At 39.2% G+C, this 21,560-nt stretch carries 14 protein-coding genes and 1 pseudogene; 5 read left to right on the top strand and 10 right to left on the bottom strand.

What is annotated here, in order from left to right; all coding sequences use genetic code 11:
• Nucleotides 1–40 precede the first annotated feature (40 nt).
• The 10 genes from ACEYW6_RS03205 to acs form a co-directional block, all read right to left on the bottom strand.
• Nucleotides 41–301: a MoaD/ThiS family protein gene (locus ACEYW6_RS03205; protein WP_412978593.1), complete on the bottom strand. Its 261-nt coding sequence runs from the start codon at nt 299–301 to the stop codon at nt 41–43.
• A gap of 278 nt (nt 302–579) precedes the next feature.
• On the bottom strand, nt 580–2,118 hold the full coding sequence (locus ACEYW6_RS03210; RefSeq protein ID WP_412978594.1) for a response regulator: 1,539 nt from the start codon (nt 2,116–2,118) through the stop codon (nt 580–582).
• Nucleotides 2,118–8,102: an AAA family ATPase gene (locus tag ACEYW6_RS03215; protein ID WP_412978595.1), complete on the bottom strand. Its 5,985-nt coding sequence runs from the start codon at nt 8,100–8,102 to the stop codon at nt 2,118–2,120. The genes ACEYW6_RS03210 and ACEYW6_RS03215 overlap by 1 nt, the downstream gene beginning before the upstream one ends.
• Before the next feature lie 404 nt (nt 8,103–8,506).
• Nucleotides 8,507–9,265 (bottom strand): Uma2 family endonuclease, encoded by a 759-nt coding sequence (locus tag ACEYW6_RS03220; protein ID WP_412978596.1) that lies wholly within the window; start codon nt 9,263–9,265, stop codon nt 8,507–8,509.
• A 151-nt stretch (nt 9,266–9,416) separates the two neighbouring features.
• Nucleotides 9,417–10,112, bottom strand: coding sequence for a dCTP deaminase domain-containing protein (locus tag ACEYW6_RS03225; RefSeq protein WP_412978597.1), 696 nt, complete (start codon nt 10,110–10,112; stop codon nt 9,417–9,419).
• On the bottom strand, nt 10,109–11,065 hold the full coding sequence (locus ACEYW6_RS03230) for a nucleoside triphosphate pyrophosphohydrolase family protein (RefSeq protein ID WP_412978598.1): 957 nt from the start codon (nt 11,063–11,065) through the stop codon (nt 10,109–10,111). Before ACEYW6_RS03230 ends, ACEYW6_RS03225 begins: the two co-directional genes overlap by 4 nt.
• A gap of 101 nt (nt 11,066–11,166) precedes the next feature.
• Nucleotides 11,167–11,697, bottom strand: coding sequence for a DUF1643 domain-containing protein (locus ACEYW6_RS03235; protein ID WP_412978599.1), 531 nt, complete (start codon nt 11,695–11,697; stop codon nt 11,167–11,169).
• Nucleotides 11,698–11,799: 102 nt separating this feature from the next.
• Nucleotides 11,800–12,987: a nucleotide kinase domain-containing protein gene (locus tag ACEYW6_RS03240; RefSeq protein WP_412978600.1), complete on the bottom strand. Its 1,188-nt coding sequence runs from the start codon at nt 12,985–12,987 to the stop codon at nt 11,800–11,802.
• Between the two features lie 288 nt (nt 12,988–13,275).
• On the bottom strand, nt 13,276–13,956 hold the full coding sequence (locus ACEYW6_RS03245) for a tetratricopeptide repeat protein (RefSeq protein WP_412978601.1): 681 nt from the start codon (nt 13,954–13,956) through the stop codon (nt 13,276–13,278).
• Between the two features lie 127 nt (nt 13,957–14,083).
• Nucleotides 14,084–16,057 carry an acetate--CoA ligase gene (gene acs / locus ACEYW6_RS03250; protein WP_412978602.1) on the bottom strand — a complete coding sequence of 658 codons (1,974 nt, stop codon included), beginning with the start codon at nt 16,055–16,057 and terminating at the stop codon, nt 14,084–14,086.
• A gap of 367 nt (nt 16,058–16,424) precedes the next feature.
• Here acs and ACEYW6_RS03255 point away from each other — a divergent pair, with 367 nt between their 5' ends.
• The 5 genes and pseudogenes from ACEYW6_RS03255 to ACEYW6_RS03275 all read left to right on the top strand — a co-directional run.
• On the top strand, nt 16,425–16,871 hold the full coding sequence (locus tag ACEYW6_RS03255; RefSeq protein ID WP_412978603.1) for a hypothetical protein: 447 nt from the start codon (nt 16,425–16,427) through the stop codon (nt 16,869–16,871).
• A 347-nt stretch (nt 16,872–17,218) separates the two neighbouring features.
• On the top strand, nt 17,219–17,908 hold the full coding sequence (locus ACEYW6_RS03260; RefSeq protein ID WP_190895058.1) for a hypothetical protein: 690 nt from the start codon (nt 17,219–17,221) through the stop codon (nt 17,906–17,908).
• Between the two features lie 68 nt (nt 17,909–17,976).
• Nucleotides 17,977–18,423: a hypothetical protein gene (locus tag ACEYW6_RS03265; RefSeq protein ID WP_412978604.1), complete on the top strand. Its 447-nt coding sequence runs from the start codon at nt 17,977–17,979 to the stop codon at nt 18,421–18,423.
• A 1,198-nt stretch (nt 18,424–19,621) separates the two neighbouring features.
• Nucleotides 19,622–19,969 (top strand): hypothetical protein, encoded by a 348-nt coding sequence (locus ACEYW6_RS03270; protein WP_412978605.1) that lies wholly within the window; start codon nt 19,622–19,624, stop codon nt 19,967–19,969.
• A 25-nt stretch (nt 19,970–19,994) separates the two neighbouring features.
• Nucleotides 19,995–21,560: pseudogene (locus ACEYW6_RS03275) on the top strand (hypothetical protein); the annotation flags it as partial.

A 21,560-nucleotide genomic window follows, 5' to 3' on the forward strand; every position in this document is an offset into this window, starting at 1 on the left:
GAAGTTTTGACTTTTTAACTCATCACTCCTAACTGTTGTGCTAACCGCCGCTGACTGGTGGAATCAGTACGACTTCATCCCCATCTTGTAGTAGGGTATCTGGTTCGACAAATATTAAATTAATTCCAAACCGGGTGATGTCACGCCATTGGGAGAGTTCGGGGTGTTCAGCTATGAGGCGATCGCATACTGCTTGGACTGGCATACTATTGGGAAATTCCAGCACCAATTCCGAAACCCTAAAGGCTTCTTGATAAGCAGCGAACAATTTGACGGTAACGGTGATTGCAGATTTAGACATACAATATGCTTTTGCAGTACCAGCAAGTGGTTTTATACTTGACAAGCACCCTGAACTCTTGGAGTTAATTATACATTACTAACTACATGATTTCATGTCATATTTGGTTAATTTAGTTATGATTCCCAGAATCATTGCACCGTTTTTTGCAAGCTCTTTAGGCTTCTTGGTCTCTCTGCGTTTCAAAACTTGATTTTTTGAAACGCAGAGGGAAGCAAATTTTTGCCAAATTTAATATATAGAGTGGCATTCTTTGTGAGTTCAGCTTTCCAGCTAAACTAATCGCAGCTTACATGGCAGGGTGTCACCAAAGCCAATTCTAGAGGTTGCGATCGCATCGGAATTGTAATCATAAACTCTGTTCCCTGCCCAGGTGCTGAAAAACACTTTATTTGGCCACCATGTTTAGAGACAACAATTTCCTGGCTAATCGACAAGCCTAAACCCGTGCCTCTACCTACGGGTTTTGTGGTAAAGAAGGGGTCAAAAAGGCGATCGCGTACTTCCTCTGTCATACCGGGGCCAGTATCGCCAATCCAAATATTCACAAACTCATTGTCAGTTACTTCGGTGCGAATCCGAATCGTGCTGCGGCAAAAGTAAATCTCCTGGGGCGATCGTTCTTTGTCATACTCTTCTAAAGCATCAATTGCATTTGCCAGTAAATTCATAAACACTTGGTTAAGTTGTCCCGCATAACATTCCACAAGGGGTAGATCGCCATACTCTTTAACGAGTTGAATCCCTAACTGGTTAGAACTGGCTTTAAATCGGTTGTGCAAAATTAGCAGCGTACTATCTAACCCAGCATGAATATCCACTGGCTTCATTTGGACTTCATCCACGCGGGAAAAAATCCGTAATGATTGAATAATCTCGCGGATGCGGTCAGCCCCAACCTTCATCGAACTCAGCAATTTAGGCAGGTCTTCACTGAGAAATTCTAAATCTATCGCCTCAGTCAGTTTCTGAATTTCAGCTAGCGGTGAGGGAGTGTACTTGGCATAGAGGTTCAACAGGTTGAGCAAGTCTTGGGTATATTGATAGGCGTGAGTCAGATTTCCGTAGATGAAGTTGACGGGATTATTAATTTCATGGGCGACACCCGCCACCAATTGTCCCAAACTGGACATTTTTTCACTATGAACCAGTTGGCTTTGAGTTTCTTGAAGTTGGCGAAAGGCAAGTTCTAGCTTATTGGCTTGTTCTCGATAGCGTGCTTCTGATTCTTGCAATGCTTGCTCTGTATTAATACGTTCTTGGATTTCCTGTTGCAGCAGTTGATTAGATTGCTCCAGTGCAGATGTCCTTTCTTCCACCCGTTCTTCTAACTCAGATGTCAGTTTTAAAAGGGCGTTCTCTGCCTTAGTTCGATCATGAATCTCCTGCTCTAGACGCACATTTTGCTTTTGTAGTCTTTTGGTTAGGTTTCGTATGCTTAAATGGATTTTGACACGGGCTAAAACCTCTTCATGCTGAAGCGGTTTAGTGATGTAATCGACCGCCCCAAGATTCAACCCTCTGATCTTATCCACCGGATCAGAAAGCGCCGTCATAAAAATTACGGGGATGTCTTTAGTTGACTCTTTAGCTTTCAAGTGCTGGCAAGTTTCAAACCCGTCCATTCCGGGCATGAGTATATCTAATAAAATCAGATCTGGAATAGCATATTCGACCTGCTCAATTGCATCTTCGCCATCCTGGGCTACCAACACTTGGAAACCAGAATCAGCCAAGAAATCGAATAACACTCCTAAATTTGTAGGGTTGTCATCAACGATTAAAATAATCCCGTTTTCAATGTTTGAAATACTCATTAATTTACCCCTACATTTTTTAAAATTTCACGGATTTTTTTAACTTGAAAACCTTTAGCTAATTGACGTAACTCTAAAGAAAAAGGTGCAAAAGTAATATCTAATTCTTCCAAGTGATTAACTCGCTCCACAATCCCTTTGAGATCGCCTTTCATTGCTAAATTCAATAGAACGGCAATTTCCTCTACCGAGGGAAATACTAATGATTGCTGAGGATTTTCTTGTTTGTTGTTTTTAAATACTTGAGTTTCATCCTCTTCATAAATCCATTCCAGTTCTAAGTGAGTTCGTAACTTTTCTAAAAGCTCTGTTATTCGAATTGGCTTAGGTAAAAAATCATTGCAACCTGCCTCTTTACTTTTATTTAGATCGAAATCAAAAACACTGGCAGAAGTGCCAATTATTATTACATTCTTTAGTTCAGGCGATCGCCTGATCCTACGAGTAGTTTCAAAGCCATTCATTTGAGGCATCATCAAGTCCATTAAGATACAATCTGGCTTTAGTTCAGATGCCTTATTGAGACAATCTTGACCATCTATTGCTTCGGCAATTTCAAATCCTAAAGGTGACAGCATCTTGACCAAAATTGAGCGATTTCCTGGTCTATCATCTGCGATGATAAGTTTTCGTTTATACCCTTTAAAACCTTGGATATTTTGTTGTTCTTCTTTGATAAAATCAGCGTAGTGAGAAACTTCAGGCAAATCTAAATCAAAGAAGAAAATGCTCCCTTTCCCTAAGGTACTTTTCACTTGGATTTCGCCACCCATCATCTGAACTAATTGGCGGGTAATTGCCAGCCCTAGTCCAGTTCCTTCTGCTTTGCGATTGTGATCTCCTACCTGCTGAAACGGCAAAAATATCTCTTCTAATTGCTCTGGTGCCATGCCAACTCCTGTATCTTCCACCTGAAACCGAATTTTACCTTCGTGATAGCCGACTTTGAAAGCCACGCCTCCACTTTCAGTAAACTTAACGGCATTTCCCAGTAAGTTAATTAAAGCTTGGCGTAACCGTTTTTCATCAGCCTTGACACCTGTAGGAAGTTGAGTAATCTGTTCAAAAATTAAACAAATACCTTTTTGTTCGGCGCGGATGCGGCAGATTTCAGCAATGCCTTCTAAAAATTCTGGAAAATGAAAATCCGTTTGGTGGAGTTCCATTTTTCTCGCTTCAATTTTAGAAAGGTCTAAAATGTCATTGATCAGATTTAATAGGTGGTCGCCACACTGATAAATAATACCCACATTATCTTTTTGCGAGTTAGTTAAAGTTTTGTCTCGTTTAAGAATTTGGGCGTAACCTAAAATGCCATTGAGTGGTGTTCTCAATTCATGGCTCATGTTAGCAAGGAAATCACTCTTAGCCCGGTTGGCAGATTGTGCAGTTTCTTCTGCTTTTTGCAGATGCACATTTTTTTCCTGTAACTCTAAAGTTCGTTCTTGTACTTTGGCTTCTAAGCCAGTGTTGGCTAATTTTAAGTCTTTATAAAGACGAGCATTATCAATGGAAATCGCTGCTTGAGATGATAAGAGTTGTAATACTTCTAAGCGATCTGATGTAAACGCGCCACTGGTGAGATTATTTTCTAAATAAAGGATGCCGCTAAGTTTTCCTTGATGGATGAGTGGTGTACATAAGACGGATTTGGGTTGATGAGTAAGTATGTATGGATCTGTGGTAAATCTTCCTTCACAAGTCGCATCGTTTAGTACAACATTTTCTTTGGTTCGGGCTACATAGTTAATCAAAGAAATGGGTAGTTCTTGACTAGTTGATACTGGAATTTCTTGTAGTACAGTTACATCATTTTTGTCTACTAATCCTGATGCTTCTATTAGCAACTGCCCTGATTTTTCTAAAATTAGGTAGCCTGTTTGAGCGCCAGCATTTTCTAGCACAATTGTCATTAATTTAGCTAGTAACTTGCCCAAAAGTATTTCTCCAGAAAGGGCTTGAGATGCTTTCATAACTGTGGCTAAATCCATCAAGTCTGAAGCACTTTCACCCGTATAGCTTATCATCCGAGTTGCATCAGTACTGACGGTTTCTCGCTTTGATATCCGAAATAGTTGAGGATATCTTTTTTCCAAGTCTTTGACTTTTGCATTCGCTCCCCAGCGACCATATCCATAGTAAGCATCGTTGAGATAAGTATTAGCAACTTTCTCTCTACCACGAGCAAAATAGAACTCTGCTGCTAACTCCGAGGCTAGCGCTTCTTCTTGAATATATCCCTGTTCTCTGGCTCCATTTATTGCTCGATCATAAAACGCGATCGCTTTGATATCTTGTTCCAATACTCGTGCTTTTTCTGCCTCCACTAGCTCGTACTTATGCTGATAGTTGGCAGGAGAATGCAATGCCCATTGCTTCATTTTTTTCTGATGCGCTGCCACTTGGGTTAGATATTGTTGGCGTAGCTTGCCGCCGTAGGCATCGCTTGTTGATGCGGTGCGATATAAAGCCAGGAGAGTCAGAGAGTGATAAAACTTGTGTTCGGCTTTATACATCAATGCTCGTCCGCCTTGTTCGTATTTTTCTGCCAGCAAGGCATCCTCAGCGGCGCGATCGTAATTTTTAAATAAATAACCCAGAATCAGTTTAGAAACATAAATAGGATAAATAGCCATATAGTTATTGCTATTTATCAGAATTGGCAACATTTTATTTTCATCAAAACTTTCACCAATTAATCGATATGGTTCAGGCGTTTTTTTAATTAAATTTAAACCTGTTTGTCTAACTATGTTCGCATAAATAATTTGAAATTCTTGTTTAGTTCTTTGCATCAAAGCAATATAGTGTGCCTGCTTTTTGAGAACTATTTCTAGATTTTCACCGATAAAAAACAAATGCGTACAATAAAAACAGGCCGAATAAGAAGCATATTCTAAATCTCCTGTTTCCAAACCTCTTTGGACACCCTCTATTAAGGGTTCTATAGTATTAATAGCTGGCTCTTTCCAATGCCTGATAAAATAATTAAATGTTTCATAGATTTTCGCCGTCATTTCTTTAGCATTGAATTGATTCAATAGCTTTAAGCCTAGCTGACCGAATTGATAACCAGAATCCATGTCTTCAAAAGCGCCACATAGGAACATTCCATAAAGTACATAGGCATAAGCTGACAGCGGAGAGTTCCCGTCTTTGAGACAGAGATTGGTCATTTTAAAAACGACTTGCGGATAAAGTTCGGGAGCTGCAATATAAACCGGAGGAATCAGATTTATCAAAACTCGCAGTGCTGCTAATTTATAAGCATCAGTCATTTCTGGCAATTCTATTAAATCCTCAATCCGTTTACCTCCTAAATTCAATCTCGTCAGTCTTGTTGGGGGTTTTGCTGCTAAAGGTAACCCTAGCATTTTCAGCACTTGCAGTCCGGTATTTAACGCGGCTTGCATTTGGTTTTTAGCAATATAAAACTGCATTTTTGTCTCATACACCTGGACTCTATCAAGCAGAGTTTTTGCCTGTGACAAAACTACATCAGAAAGCATTTCTGCTCGCTCGAAGTTGGTGTTTAGAAATTCTACTGCTGCTGTTTCTACATAGAGATTCAGTGTTAGGTCATACTGACACTGCCAACTATCTGCTGTAAGGAGTTCCAAACCTACATTTAAATATTTAACAGATGATTCATAAGCTGTTGCTGCTTTTGCTTTCTGTCCAGCGATAAGATTGAGTTGAGCTAGTCTATCTTTTTGAGGCTGCTGGGTGATGAATTCAGCACCAACATTCAGTTGGTTGACAATTTCAAAAATGTTTTCTTCAATGTCTGTTTCTGGGGTATGTATTAGTAGCAATTCACCGATTTTTAGGTGAGTCTGTTTTTTCTCGTCATCGGGAATGAGTGAATAAGACGCTTGCTGCACCCGGTCATGTAAGAATTTATAGGTGATGGGTGATGAGTGCTGGGTAATGGGCGATCGCCTTTTCTCAGTCTCCATTTGTTCGGAGTCAAAAACCAGCGGTGTTTTGTATGAATTGTTTAAGGGTAGAACCAAACCTGATTGCAAAGCTTCCCATAAATCTGCTGCTGTTTCTGACTGAGATTTTTTATTAATAATCGCCAATATATCTAAAGCAAATTTGTCTCCAATACAGGCGGCAGATTTTAACACGTTCTGCGTTGCATCTGACAGCTTTTGAATTTGGGTGACCATCAAATCAACGACATTATCAGTTATATTAACTCTATCAATAAACTCAAGATTCCATTCCCAAAAACCGCGATCAAAGTCAAACACTAACAAGTTATCTTGATAAAGGGATTTGAGTAAATGAGTTAGAAAAAATGGGTTTCCTTGGGTTTTCCTAAAAAGTAATTCAGACAGTGGCTTTGCCTTTAAATTTTCAGTGCGAAGAGTTTCGGCGATTAACTGGTTGACATGAGCAATATCCAAAAGCTGGAGGATAATATTATTGACGATCGCACCAGTCTTTTGAATCTCCTCCAAGGTCTGAATCAAGGGATGAATGGCACTTACTTCGTTATCTCTATACGCCCCAATTAGCAATAAATATTGGCTATCTGGGTCAGTCATAATTAACTGAATCAGCTTGAGGGAAGCTGAATCTGCCCACTGTAAATCATCCAAAAACAAAACTAGCGGGTGTTCGGGTTGACTAAATACATGAATGAATTGTTGAAATACCCGATTAAATCGGTTTTGCGATTCTGATGACCCTAATTGAGGAACTGCTGGCTGCGGGCCAATAATCCGTTCTACTTCGGGAAGAACGTCTATAACTACTTGACCGTTGGAACCAAGGGCATTTATTAGTTTTGATTTCCAAACGGCTATTTGGTCATCAGTTTCTGTAAGCAACTGCCGCATCAAATCTTGGAATGCTTGAATTAATGAAGCAAAAGGAATATTACGCTTGAACTGGTCAAATTTACCAGATATAAAATAACCACGCTGCCTCACAATTGGTTTGTGAACTTCGTGAACTAAACACGATTTACCAATACCTGAGTAACCAGAGACTAGCATCATTTCCGTAGTACCATAACTGATGCGATCAAATGCTTCTAATAAAGTAGCAACTTCTATTTCCCGTCCGTATAGTTTCTGCGGAATGGAAAATTGGCTGTATGAATCTAGCTGACCGACAATAAAGTGGGAAATTTCACCATCCGTTTGCAACTGAGTGAGACAAGTTTCTAAATCGGCTTTTAGTCCTAGAGAGCTTTGATATCTATCTTCAGCAGTTTTAGCTAACAATTTCATTACAATGTCAGAAACCACTGGGGGAATTTTGGGATTTAAATCGTGAGGCGATATTGGTGTTTTTGCAATATGGCAATGAACAAATTCTAGAGGGTCAACGGCATTAAAGGGCAGCGTTCCTGTTAGCACTTGATAAAAGGTAACGCCTAAAGAATAGAAGTCAGTCCGGTAGTCAATTGAACGATTCATGCGTCCAGTTTGCTCCGGTGACATATAGGCAAGAGTGCCTTCTAATAAATTGGGATTGCTGATGCTTTGATTTTCTTTTTCTAAACGCGATGCAATACTGAAATCGATAATTTTAACTTGCCCGGTTTCTGGGTTAATAACGATATTGTCAGGTTTAATATCTTTATGAATAATCTTGGCTTGATGCAGTTGAGTGAGAGTGGATGCTAGCTGAATGGCTATTGTGAGAAATTCGGTTAATGATAATTGGCGATCGCTAATATAATTTTTTAGAGATTCTGCACCAAAGTCTGCCAAAACTAAGGCTAGACCGTTATGATGATTCTCTAAAGCTAGGGACTTGACAATTCCTTCTATATCTACTAGCGTCTGTGAGATTTTATATTCATGTCTGAGTCGGGTTAGTTCTTCGAGGCTGGGATACTCCGCTTTCAGAGCTTTAACGATCGCAGGGGTTTGGTCTAACTGCTTGGAAGCTCGATAAATAACGGTGTTAACACCTTCATGCAGAGCTTCAATAAAGTTGTAACCGGGAAGGACAGGTATCATTTTTCTAGGATTGAGTGGTAATGGGCAATATCCACCACTGTCAAATAAAAGGACAATGAGGTGCTTTCTTTAGCATTCCCAGCCAGCCACAAAATTCTACAAGGCTAAATAAACCTCAACATTTAGAAATATAAGTTTGCTGCTATGTCCTGAAATTTTAATAAAAGTGCCGCGTCTGATGATTTTGGCAGATTCCTAGTCTTAAGTATTTATTTATATGGCAGCGTCACTGATAATATTAAGACTAATGCAGCAATTGTTCTGGGAGCAGCAGTTTAGGGAGAAGAACTATCTCCTGTCTTCAAAGAACGAATTAACTACGTTATAAATTTGTATAAAAATGTGGATGTCAGTACAATAATTTTTACTGGCAAAGATGTATTATTGTTAGATTAGAATATTTCTTAATCCAACATTTCTGGATCAATTCCTAAAGCCTTGAGTTGTTCAGCAGAGAGAGTACGCAATTTCTCTACAATTCTCTCCCGCTTTTGTCGCTCAATCACAGCACGTTCCTCACCCGTTAGCAGTAAATTTCCTTGTGCATCCCACCAGCGCAACCAAGGTAACTCTGCATTCTGATAAAATCCTTGCCAGATTCCTAACTCTACATCCATAGGAACAATTGGGTAATGTCCCCGTTCATTGGGTTTCATCCGTTGATAAGTATTATCAACTAGGTGGTAAACTTCCACTTGTGCTTTTGCTACTTCATAAATCCCATAATAAGGCACTCGAATTGCCTGCTCATAAACCCAAAACTTACCAACATTTCCACCTTCCCCTTGAGATGGCGGTGTTTTATCTCGTTCTTCTGAACCATCTCCAGAGACAAACTTCAGCACAATCAAGGGTGCAATATACTCCTTCCACAGCACATAAGAACGGCGCATTTTACCGTCAAGGGTTGGTGGTACATTGGGTACATAAAACCAGTCTGGTGCTTCAGCCCCTTTCTCAGGAGGATCTGTTAATCGCCAGTAGATACCAGAATCTTGTCCAATACAATATTGTCCGTCAGGATGAAGTTCCTCTAAAACAGGTTTAATTGAATCTGTAATTAAGATGCTTTGCGGATGCTCTTGCCAGTTTTTGACAAATGTACCATCTGAGTCTGGTAACTGGGTGTGGTCAGGTAAAGTTAATGCCGATAGCGAAGTCATAGGCACAAACAAGATTATATTTATATTTTATTTATTATCCTAATAAATCTAACAACCTTTTTTTGTGCTCTAAGCCTTTATGCTGGTAAATTTTGCACTTATTTAGTGTAAGTATATAGCGATAATTTGGATTCATTGCACCAATTGAAAATTAATAGATGACAAGAGAAGATTTAATCATATTGAGTAATGGCTGTATAAATATATCCACTATTGGCTTTGCAAAAGCAAGTAAGACTCCAATAGTAATCGTCAATACTAAAGTCTGTTTAATAGAATAATTCTCTACTTTTTTCTCCAGATCATCCAAACGTTTTACCAAAGAAGGAAGAGAAGCAACTGAATCAGGACTATTCATTAAATCAGTGGGAATTAAATCATAACCTAGCTTCTCTCGTGGCTTATCATCATCTTTATCTAAGTCTGCATACCATATAGAAAAAACTTTCTCACCTCTTCCTATATGAAGGTGAAGAGGCCCAGCATTATAAACAGCAAAAATTAGTTTACCACTATAGCCAGGATCGACATGAAGACCGGAAACATTAATCAGCCCCTTTGACTTAAATTTAAATTTAATCGAAATAAATGCAAGTGCATTGTTAGGAACTTTGATTTTTTCAGAAGTTATCAGAAATGCAAACTGTCCTGGAGGGATAGGAACAGTTTGTTTATCACTAAGAATAATTTTTTTCCGTTCTTTCGGAGGTGTATCAGGAAGGGCTGAAATATAAACTTCTTCTCCTAAGCACAATTCGTATGATGCAGACTGAATTTGATCCTCATTAAATGGTTCAATTAAACTGGGAAGACGAGAACTCAAAGTTTGTGATGACCAAAAACTCATTTGTTTTCCTGCAAGATATCGTTAAGTGAATGTTTGATCACCAGGGAAGCTGAACACAGACTAGACTTTTCCAAATAGGTTATCAAGCGTGCATCAAGGTCAACAACTACCCTTCCTCCCTGATTTTTCTCTACCTGTCGCCAGACATCATAGCCCATCAGAATTGCCTTCTCCCAATCACCCAGCGAACATTGAGAAACTTCTAAATGGGATGTCATATTTTTGATAGTCTTCAATAGTTGGTAATCTAATGTTGAAACGCCTTCTAAGAAACCGTGATTTTTGGCATAGCTAAATACGAGTGCTGATATACCTTCCTCAATAGCTACTGCACGACCGCCGTCTTCAACTTCGTCAATACTAGAATTACTTTTGCGCTTACGTTTAAGCATACTACGAGTGATAACTGACCAACCTAAAACTGCGGCGTAGGAAAAATGAAAAACATCATGAAAGCGGTAGCCATCGCTTGTATAAGAATTATCGGTGAGGTCATTTCCAATCTGTTGTTTGTTGATAAATGCCTTCATTTTGATTGAGTTATCTTTGCTTATCTCCGTAATTTCTACTTCAAACTGCCGTGGTAAACTTTCATTTTCAGGAAAGTCATTGTCGAATGTGTAGGTTGTAGGTTTATCATCTATCTGTTCTGAATCTCTCCATCCCCAACGGTCACGGCACTTTCTCAGATTATCTTCCGCAATTTCTTCCAAATTAAGGTTAAACTTGCTTGCTAAGTTGGAAATATACCAAAGCATATCTCCCAATTCTTCCGCAATGCCTTCTTTAAATAGTTTGTGTGCATCACCGTCACGTAAATGTTTTTTATACTCAGTCATCAATGAGCCAACTTCACCTACTAAGCCGAGAAGAGGTATTATTAGTTCAGTACCTTCTACAGCCGGAATCTGGTTTGTATTCAGTGCTTGTGTTTGATACTCAGAAAAATTCATAATGAAACTGATCCAATTTCAAAGTTTTTGGTTATAAAGATTATCATTGAGAAAAAATATAAATTTGATAAGACTTAAAAAATATCACTATAGTCTCAAATTCAGCTGTATTTATAGGGAAAAATAATTGGTTCTATATTATTTTTAAGACCTCTCGGATGGTGTGGATCTTTATCCTTTGTCAGCTTTAAGCAGTGAAGAGGTTGTTGACTAGAAATTAGACTTAGCACTTCTTCATTACGGTTGTTAATTCTGGGATATTTACCCGTACCCCATGCCAAAATAATTAATTCAGCGCGTTTTGTTGCTTCTTGAATATAATAGTTATTTTTTTCCCCCACAGGGTCATCTACTTGGGGATGGGAAAGTTTAGGAGGTTGTGTAGCAATATAAGCGAATAAATTAACTACTTCAAGAGAACCATACTTTTTCCATAACTTGGCAAAGTCAATACATCTAGTGAGGGTGGAATCACCTTTCTTCTCGTCAGCCTTGCTTGGGTTAAGCATTACAAAAGTAACTTGCGGCAAAGTTGCATCCCATCTACACCATAGTGAGTAGCGATACTTTCTCTTAATATCGTCGTCGAACTTGACATTTCTTTCCATGTCTATATATTTTTTTATTTCCATATATTTTATACTGAGTTTTTGGTGAGTAAAAATTTTGATACAATATGAAATGCCTGACTCTAAGTTTTATAATGCTTGAGTAAAGGAGTGGTAAATTCAGGATCAAAACAGACACAACTGTTGAGATGTTTCTGTATCTGCATTTTGCAAAATTATTGATTTTTTCCTCTGACTTTTGCGACCGTCTTGTTTATGCGGTTTTGATATATTATTCGTTATTTCAGATGTTGTTTTTACCAGAGAATCTAATTCCAAAGTCAATTGCTGACAATTACTATTATTGATCTGTTGCAAATTAGAAATATCTAATTGTGGCAATCTCTGTGCTAAACTTTCTTTTACTTTATGGTTAATACGCCATTTTGGTGGATAAAAGTAATCAATTGGTTGAGGCGTAGAAATAAATTTAGATTTTATTTTTTTGCGATTACTTTTCAATTCTGGAAATGCTGCTCGGCAGTATTTATCAGTCTCACAAAAAAGATTTTGACAATCTATAGCCTGTAGTGGACGACCCCAGAGTGATTGAAAATTTAACCCCAAACGCTGAAACTCTTTCTCTTGGTTTTCAGTCATCCAATGAATTATATCAGTATATGTTTTACCATCTGTATCAAGTAAACACTTGCTGATACCACGTTCGGCTCCTGGGCCTGCTATAGTAAAACTGTTTTCGTCAAAGTTGATAATTTCACTATAATTAATATCGGTCGCTAATTGGTAAGCCATAAACTTACCTAGCAATGGATATTCTTGAATTATCTGAAAAACAGCTTCCAAATTTTTGGCTTTGACTATGCGATTGACTACCCTATCTTGGACAACCATTTTATCAATTAGTGCCAAATGATTTTGGTGTTTTTTATCATAACCAAACTCTTTGCTGGCGCAAGACATATATGCACTGGTATAAATGACATATCCCAGATTCATAGCCTCTTGTAATATATCTGAATATACATTTGAGTCGAAATTAGACAGTGTAATATAGTCTCCTATTTTGTTTTCTAAGTATTCCCATGTTTCTATTTTATTAAAAATTTTAAATAGTAGAATCCGTAAAATTACTTCTTCTTCATTCTTGCTCCTCTTCTCATCGTAAATTACGTTTTTTATCAGATATTGTGAAACGCGATCGCTTGCTCGATATGCATTACAAAATTTATAAGTATTAATAATCGGATCACTCGTCCAGGGCGGTGGTACATTGTTAATTTTGTTGAAAAATACTTCCTGCCGCATAGCAGCAAATCGCCAATAAGTATCAAAAATTTCTTGTCTTACTTGCATACACGCTTCTCCTGGTTTGTTGTCATCAGTTTCAAACCTTCCTTAATTATGAGGTACTAATCCGAGTTGTTGGGGGTTAAGCTCAAAACCCTGATTGTGATATATATTGAGAATCAACTAGGTAAAAGGAATTCCAACAGAAATAATTTTATTCATACAATACAGGGTAGGCAATTTTGCCCACCCCATACAGATTTTACACAGTTATGTGAGATATGCACATTACCGCAATTTATCCAACACACTGAGAACCTTTAACATTAAAGTATCAACTGAATAATATGTTTCTCACGAAATACCAGGATCATCAGCAGTTTTGATCTCTCGCAAAATTCGTTCTACTTGGTTAACTTTTTCACCTCTATTCTGTTCTTTGAAGATATTTAAAGCTTTTTCTAAAGAAGATAACGCCTCATCTTTTTTATTTGTTTGCCACAATGCCAGTGCAAAATTAGTTAACCCCTCGCCATAATTAGGATTAATTTCTAGAGCTTTTTTATATTCAGTAATGGCTTCATCCCAGCGACTTTGGCTAGCGTAAACCATACCGATCGCATTGTGAGCTAGAGCGTATTTTGGCTGGAGGCGAATGGCTTCTTGATAAGAGCTAATTGCTTCTTCTGGTTTCTTTTGCCGAAAAAGCACGTTTCCTAGTTGAAAGTGTCCGAAGGAATCATCTGGGAATTGTTTAATTAATTTGCGTAAATTTTCCTCTGCACCTGTCAAGTCTCCCTGATTAAATAAAGCATTAGCTTGTTGCAGCATCTGCGATCGCTCTGATGGCCCTGTGTCTGAAAACTGCGCTAGTTTTTGTGGTTGTCTCTCAACAGACTGTTCAGACGAATGCAAAGAAACTTTTGCAGAAGCCGCTAACGCTAATGGTGATAGACCAATTACACTAATAATACTCAGCGTTATGCCGCTAAAAGATTGAACAAATGCTGATTTCAGTTTGCGCTTCACCTTCATCGCCCTGAATGCCTCAATAATGTTCTAATCTTTATGATAAATTGAGGTGCGTTATCGCGTAATGCATCACGAGACAGACGGTAAAGGCGCACATATATGCGCCCCTACTAGCCTCATTTGGAATTATTTACGTACCTTCCCGCAATTTATCCAATACGCTTCTATCTTCCAATGTCGAAGTATCCCCAGATACTTCTTGACCTGCGGCTAGATTCCGCAATAAGCGCCGCATAATTTTACCCGATCGCGTTTTGGGCAAAGCATCGGTAAAGCGAATCTCTCCCGGACGCGCGATCGCACCAATTTCTTTGACGACGTGCTGCTTTAGTTCTTTACTCAGTTCCTCGCTTCCCTGATAAGTGCCTTCTAAAGTTACAAAAGCAACTACTTCTTCACCCTTAAGTTCATCTGGTTTACCCACTACCGCCGCTTCTGCAACCGCTGGATGAGAAACCAAGGCTGACTCTACTTCCATTGTACCGAGTCGGTGTCCTGATACATTTAGTACGTCATCCACACGACCCATTACCCAAAAGTAGCCGTCTTCATCTTGTCTTGCGCCATCGCCGGCAAAGTAAATATAGTTACCATCTTTGGGTGGAATGTGTTCCCAGTAGGTGCGGCGGAAGCGTTCTGGATCGCCGTAGACTGTCCGCATCATTCCTGGCCACGGATGGCGTACCGCTAGATAACCGCCTTCGTTATTCGGTACGGTATTTCCTTCCAAATCCACGACATCTGCGATAATTCCGGGGAAGGGAAGAGTTGCGGAACCGGGTTTGGTGGGAATTGCTCCTGGTAGGGGTGTAATCATGATACCGCCAGTTTCCGTTTGCCACCAAGTATCAACAATTGGACAGCGATCGCCACCAATTACTTTGTGATACCACATCCAAGCTTCTGGGTTAATCGGTTCACCGACGGTTCCCAACAAACGCAACGAAGACAAGTTTCGCGCATTCGGATGCTGTTCACCCATCTTAATAAATGCCCGAATTGCCGTAGGTGCAGTATAAAAAATATTAACGCCGTATTTTTCAATTACATCCCAGAAACAGCCAGGATTAGAAGCACGGGGTGCACCTTCATACATCACAGTGGTTGCACCGTTGGAAAGGGGGCCGTAGACGATGTAGCTGTGTCCAGTAATCCAACCTACATCCGCGGTACACCAATATACATCTGTGTCTTGCAGGTCGAATATCCACTTGGTGGTCATGTGGGTATACAAATTATAACCAGCAGTTGTATGGACTACGCCCTTCGGTTTGCCCGTGCTGCCGGAAGTGTAGAGGACAAACAGCATATCTTCGCTGTCCATTGGTTCGGCGGGACAATCTGCTGATACTCCTTTTTGCAAATCATGCCACCAATGATCGCGTCCGCCCAACTGCATATTAGTTTCTTGTCCGGTGCGTTTGACAACTAGGACATTTTTTACACTGGGAACAGCACCATCTGCTAAGGCTTTATCTACCTGTTCCTTGAGAGGGACGATCGCATCTTTGCGCCAACCACCATCAGCTGTGATTACTAGTTTAGCTGTGGCATCAACTAAGCGATCGCGCAAAGCTTCGGCACTAAAACCACCAAATACCACACTGTGGGGTGCGCCAATTCTGGCACAGGCTAACATAGCGATCGCAGCTTCGGGAATCATTGGCATATAGATACCAACGCGATCGCCTTTTTCTACACCCAGTTGCTTCAATACATTGGCAAACTGGCAAACTTCCCGGTGCAATTGGCCATAGGTAAGGGTACGCGAATCACCTGGTTCTCCTTCCCAAATCAATGCTGCTTTATTTTTTCGCCAAGTAGTGAGATGTCTGTCAAGGCAGTTGTAAGAAATATTCATCTTTCCGCCAACGAACCACTTAGCAAAAGGTGGTTGCCAATCTAGCACAGTATCCCATTTTTGGAACCATTCTAATTCTGTTCCAGCCAAATCTGCCCAAAATTGCTGCGGATCAGCTTTGGCTTGGTCATAGAGGCGCTGATAGTCTTGCAGGCTTTTGATATGGGCATTTTTTGAGAATTCCGAGCCAGGATGGAAGAGGCGATTCTCTTGTAGGATTGATTCTATAGTTGGTTGAGACATGATTATAAGTGCGATCGCTATTGTTACTAAAAACTATTCTTAGCTCAGTTGTGCTAGACCGTGTTTAGATTTTCGTTAAGCTAGGTGAAAATTACCAAGTTATTTAGTTTACATTCATTTTCATCTACCAAAACCAAGCGATCAAGAAATGTAAAGACGTTACATTGCAGCCTATCTACTGCGAATGTTCCAAAATATAAGTAGTCTTGACAAACAAATCTTGAAATCATGACGCTCACCGTCGAAGCTAGCAGCCTAGTCTCTCAATGATGTTCATCGTCTTCTCAAACTAGAAGAACTTTCAACTGGTTCATTTACAGATTTTTTCAATTTAGAACCGTTGACAGAGTTTGAACAGGAGGATTTATTGCCAATTAAAAACGACTTCCGTCGTTATATCAGGCTGGGTAAAATCTCTGAAGGTTTGGTTAAGTTCTTAACATTTGCACCCTTAATGCGGTTAGGAGGGTTTTACGATGTGCCGATTCGGTTGACAATGGAAGATAGCATTGCGATCGCAGTCGAAGATGAAGACAGAATAATTACTGGATGGATAGCCTTGGAAAGTGACCTGCACCGCGATCAAATCGAAGACTTTTTTGTAGTTTTGGGAACTCAGAAAAAAGACCGTAAGAGTTCGGTAGTTTGGCAAGAAAACGGCAAATATCCCAGCTTGATCGTGGAAATTTTGTCAAGTTCAGCGACAGCAGTTGATAACAGGTTTAAAAAAAGTTTATCAGCATACCTTCCGTACACTAGATTATTTCTGGTTCGACCCTGGAACAATGAAACTTCAGGGATTTCATGGAGTTGAAGGTAAGTATCAATAAATTTAATTAACCACTGATGGACGTTTGTGGAGTCAGCAGTTAGAACTTTATTTGGGAGTTTATGAAGGTAAATTAAGATTCTTCACTACTGAAAATCAATTAATACTATCATCAGAATGATTGGCTGAACAAAAACGTTTACATGCTCAATCGGCAAAAGAACGCACCGGGCAGAGCAATAAATTGCTCGACTGCGGGAGGTTTTACGTACACCGGGCATCGACCTAGAGAATATTTAATGACATCAAAAAATTAACTAGAGACCTTTTCAAGTTAAGATTTAGTTATTAGTGTGTAAAAAAAGCGTAATCTTCTGAAAGTAGGGCATCGTTTGCAAGCAAAAGAGATTAAGGATAAGCTAAAGTCCCTTATCGAGCAAGCCTCCTCGATAGATCCTAATTTAGCGAGAAGATTAGATGAAATCAATCGTTGGGTAAAGAATATTAAGCCAGGTTCCCTGACTGCAAAACCATTTGTCCTTGCATTTCTCCTAGAGGTGATTACGGATTCTACAATTTGGCTGATAATCAAATCCTTACCTTCGGAAGAAGAACAAAAAGCAAAGTTCGCTCAAATGACACCGATTGAGAGATATTGGTATGGTTATCTCTTTCCTAGATGGATTAATGCAAGTGACTCCAAATTTTATATTTGGAAGCAAAAATTGATGGCAGGCGAATTTAATCAGGTTGATGATGATATCATTAAATCAATAGCCCAAGATATTGTTCAGAGAGAAGGTAGTTTTTGGCAGCGTTATATTGCCGACCTTTCTATGGCAACCGACCTAATTGTTAGTCGTAACAATCAACCACTGTGCATTCAAATTACCAGTGTTAGTGAAGAACTTAATCAACAAAAGTACCAAGCTTGGCAAAATACACTGCGATCGTGGGAAATAGAGAGAGGACTGTTCTTAAGTTACAATCCCAAGGATGCTAATTTTGTTAACCAGTTAGTCAACGTGGCCCTGTATAACAGTGATTACCTTTCTGGTGGCAAATATTTAAAATTTTCGTGAACTTTCAGAAATTTGATATTTCAGATTTGTGTTCTAGCCTACATACTTACCTGCTAATTACAGCTTTTATGGCTAACAAAAGAGAAACTCACAGCTGCAACAATCAAGTAGATACATTTGCTGAAGCTTTAGCAACGGCGCGACAAATGCAGCAGAACTGGCTAACTTACGGGGTTGATTTTGTCAATTTTTACGTTGAAGATGTGGATGGAGACTGGCTAGAAACGTGGGGACATGACGAAATTTTAGGTAATTCTCAATTCGATGCTATCAAAGAATTTTTGGTAAGTAATGATAGTGTAGCTGTGAAGGTAAGGCAGCATTTAGGAGAGCGATCGCTCTTTGATTTTGCCGTAAACTTAGAAGAATCTTGGAGAATTACTGAGACTAATGACAGGTTATCTGCTGTAATAAATCTGTTAGCTGGTGAAGAAAATAGTATTGATACAGATGACGACATCAGGTTATTGGATTTAGCAAATACTCTAGTGGTAAAGTTGGCAGATATTTTGTGAAATTTTTAGTTTAGTAGTGGTAAATTCAATTACCCTTAAACTATCGAATTTGCAACGATGATGTTGAGCTACTAAAAGATAATGGTAGCTAGCGATCGCATGATTTTATTTTATTAATTTTTACTATAAGACAGCATTTAGGAGAGCGATCGCTGTTTGATTTTACAGTAAAAAACCTCACCCTATCCTATCAGACATCCCTCTCGTTAGTAAGGCTACGGTGTACAGACAAGTCGGAAATAGTAGTCTCTCAAGGAATAATTGACGAGTACATTCTTTGTAGAGACGGCGATTTATCGCGTCTCTCTAACGTGTCAGTTTTTAGACGCGATAAATCGCGTCTCTACATGAGGGGTTTCTGGCTTATCTCAAGCGTATTGGAATAAAGCTGGTGACTTGTGTGTACACTGTAGCGTTACTAAGGAGAGGGACAAATTTTACATAGTCAAATCAAGGTGAGGTATCTTAATTGCACACACCCTAAGTATTTGTTGCAAAATTTCAATTGTTTATTGCTAATGTTCAAACAATTGTTACTCACGTTAAAGCATTTATAAGAAAGGCTTAAGCATTTCTTACAAAGATTAAATATTTTCTTATGAATGTTGAAGCCGTTGTTACTCACGTTAAAGCATTTATAAGAAAGGTTTAAGTATTTCTTGCAAAGATTAAATATTTTCTTATCAATGTTGAAGCAATTGTTACTCACGTTAAAGCATTTATAAGAAAGGTTTAAGCATTTCTTACAAAGATTAAATATTTACTTATCAATGCTGAAGCAATTGTTATTCAGGTTGAAACTGTTCCCTTAAAAAGTACACCCGACTTTAAGCAGAGAAACGGGATTAGCCTTTAACTCTCTGGAATGTAAACATCTGTTATTGTATCCATCAGTGAGGATGTCGCTGCATAAGGTAGGATACTTTGGAACCAATAACAGCTAGTGCGATCGCAACTCTCGCTTTTACTAAAGTAGCTGTAGGGTGTGTTACGGCTTTCGTAACGCACTATTTCAGGTTTTTGGTTACGCTAACACAGTAACAGCAATAACACACTCTACATTTTTTCAACGCCCAAAGAGTGGTTTGGCATCAAAAACTACTTTTATCAAAATAGATTTACCAATAAAAGTTAAATAAAAGTTCCCATTTTGGGAATTATAGACCTATTGAAGCTCAGGCAAGATAGGTCAAAAGTATTGATTAATGAAACTGCAAAAATATTGTACCCCTCGGTGGAAAAACTGGTTAACGAAATTGTGGCGGTTAACCACGCTTGGAAAGTAGCTTGTGAATTATTTGGAAAAGATTCACCCCTATCTATTTCTTCACGGGATTTAAAAACCTGTTTGCAAGTGCGTTTGTTACGAAGCTATGCACCAGAACAGGTTTATTTAATTGAGGATAAAAAATCAGAAGGTGAACCACTTTATAGCCTACGTCTCCGAGAACCTATAGGAAATCGCCTGTATGCAGAACATCTCCCAATGCGGATAGCTCAAGAAGTTTTTGCCGATAAAGAATTAGAGCAATTCAAAAACATATAACCAAGATAAACAAGAGGGGTGCAGTGTGGAAATAGCAAAAGTTTGGGACATTATTTGGGATAACGAACCTTTTCATTGGGCAACTGCTTTTGTCTTAATAGCCGCAATTATTGTCGAGCTTTACACATTATTTCAGTATTGGCGCTCAGAGTGTGGCATAACTGGAGCCTCTATTAAATTTTTGAGTAATTTGAAAAATGGTAAAAATGTAAAGCTTTCAAACGAAGTTCGCCAATGGTTAAAAGATCATTTAGGAACCGATGACTCTAGTAGATTCAGACAAAAAGATGGTAATTTCATACTGATAAAGCATCCGTCTGTCTTAGCCCATCCCATACCTCGTAGTTCCCTGCGCTTTGTGATAACCTTGTGTACTGCCATCGGCGTTTTAGGAACCTTTTACGGTATACAAGAGGGACTCCAAGGAATAAATTTATCTACAGAAAATCCTAAAGAATTGATGACTGCCAGTAAAGGGCTACTGGTAGGAATGAAAACAGCTTTTTCTACTTCCTTGATGGGGCTTGGTTCTGGTAGCTTGTTTACTTTAGTTTTGTTTGGGTGTGATTCGCTAAGGCAGAAACGGCGCGATAGTTTGCGTCAGAAATTGAAGGCGATCGCAACTTTAAAAACAACAGACAATAACAATGGTGATTTAGTTGAGGCATTTATCCGTGTAGGAGATAAATTGTCAGGGTTAAACCAACTAAGTGCTGAAGCCATTGGTAAATCCGTGGGTAAGAGCATAGCAGAACAGTTCGCCGGGTTAAACCAACTGAGTGCTGAAGCCATTGGTAAATCTGTAGGTAAGAGCATAGCAGAACAGTTCGACGGATTAAATCAATTATCAGCCCAAGCTATTGGTCTAGCCGTGCGTCAGCAGATATTTCCAGCTTTAGAAGCAATTTTCAAAGAGCAGAAACAACTTCGAGAACTCCAAGAAAATCAGGGACAGAGAGTTTTAGAAGAACTCATTAAGGATATGCGAGTTCAGGTACTCGAACCCATTGCAGATCGACTAGATAAAAGTGCAGAGTTAACCCAACAAGCTTCTGAAGCTGTACTGAGTCTGCATAGAGAATTGGGTGGTATATCTCAAAGTTTGGCTAGTTCCATCCTGACAATTGAGAAATTTCAAAAAGAAACTTTGGTCGAACTCCAAGTATTCGCTAACCACCTGGGATACACTCTCAATCAATTTCAAACAGATACAAAAGGTGTTTTCCAACAAACAGCCGACGAAATTAATCGAGCCGTAAACCAAAGTATCCAAGGAATGACAGCCCAGCGAAGTGCTTTTGAAGTCAGTGCAGTGCAAGCTGCTGCTACCTTCCGGGGAATTCGAGAGGAACTTCAGACAGCGCTACAAGAACGCGCATCTGTGGAAAAGGAGATGCTTCAAGGATTTGCTAACAATATGGGACAAACTTTGAGTCAATTCCAAACTGAAACTACGGGAGTTATACAACAAACATCTCACGAAATTAATCGAGCTGTAGTTCAAAGTATCGAAGGAATGACAGCCCAGCGAAGTGCTTTTGAAGTCAGTGCAGTGCAAGCTGCTGCTACCTTCCGGGGAATTCGAGAGGTA

Origin of the sequence: Nostoc sp. UIC 10607 (assembly GCF_047228265.1) — a bacterium.
In the GTDB taxonomy this organism is placed as follows: domain Bacteria; phylum Cyanobacteriota; class Cyanobacteriia; order Cyanobacteriales; family Nostocaceae; genus Nostoc; species Nostoc foliaceum_A.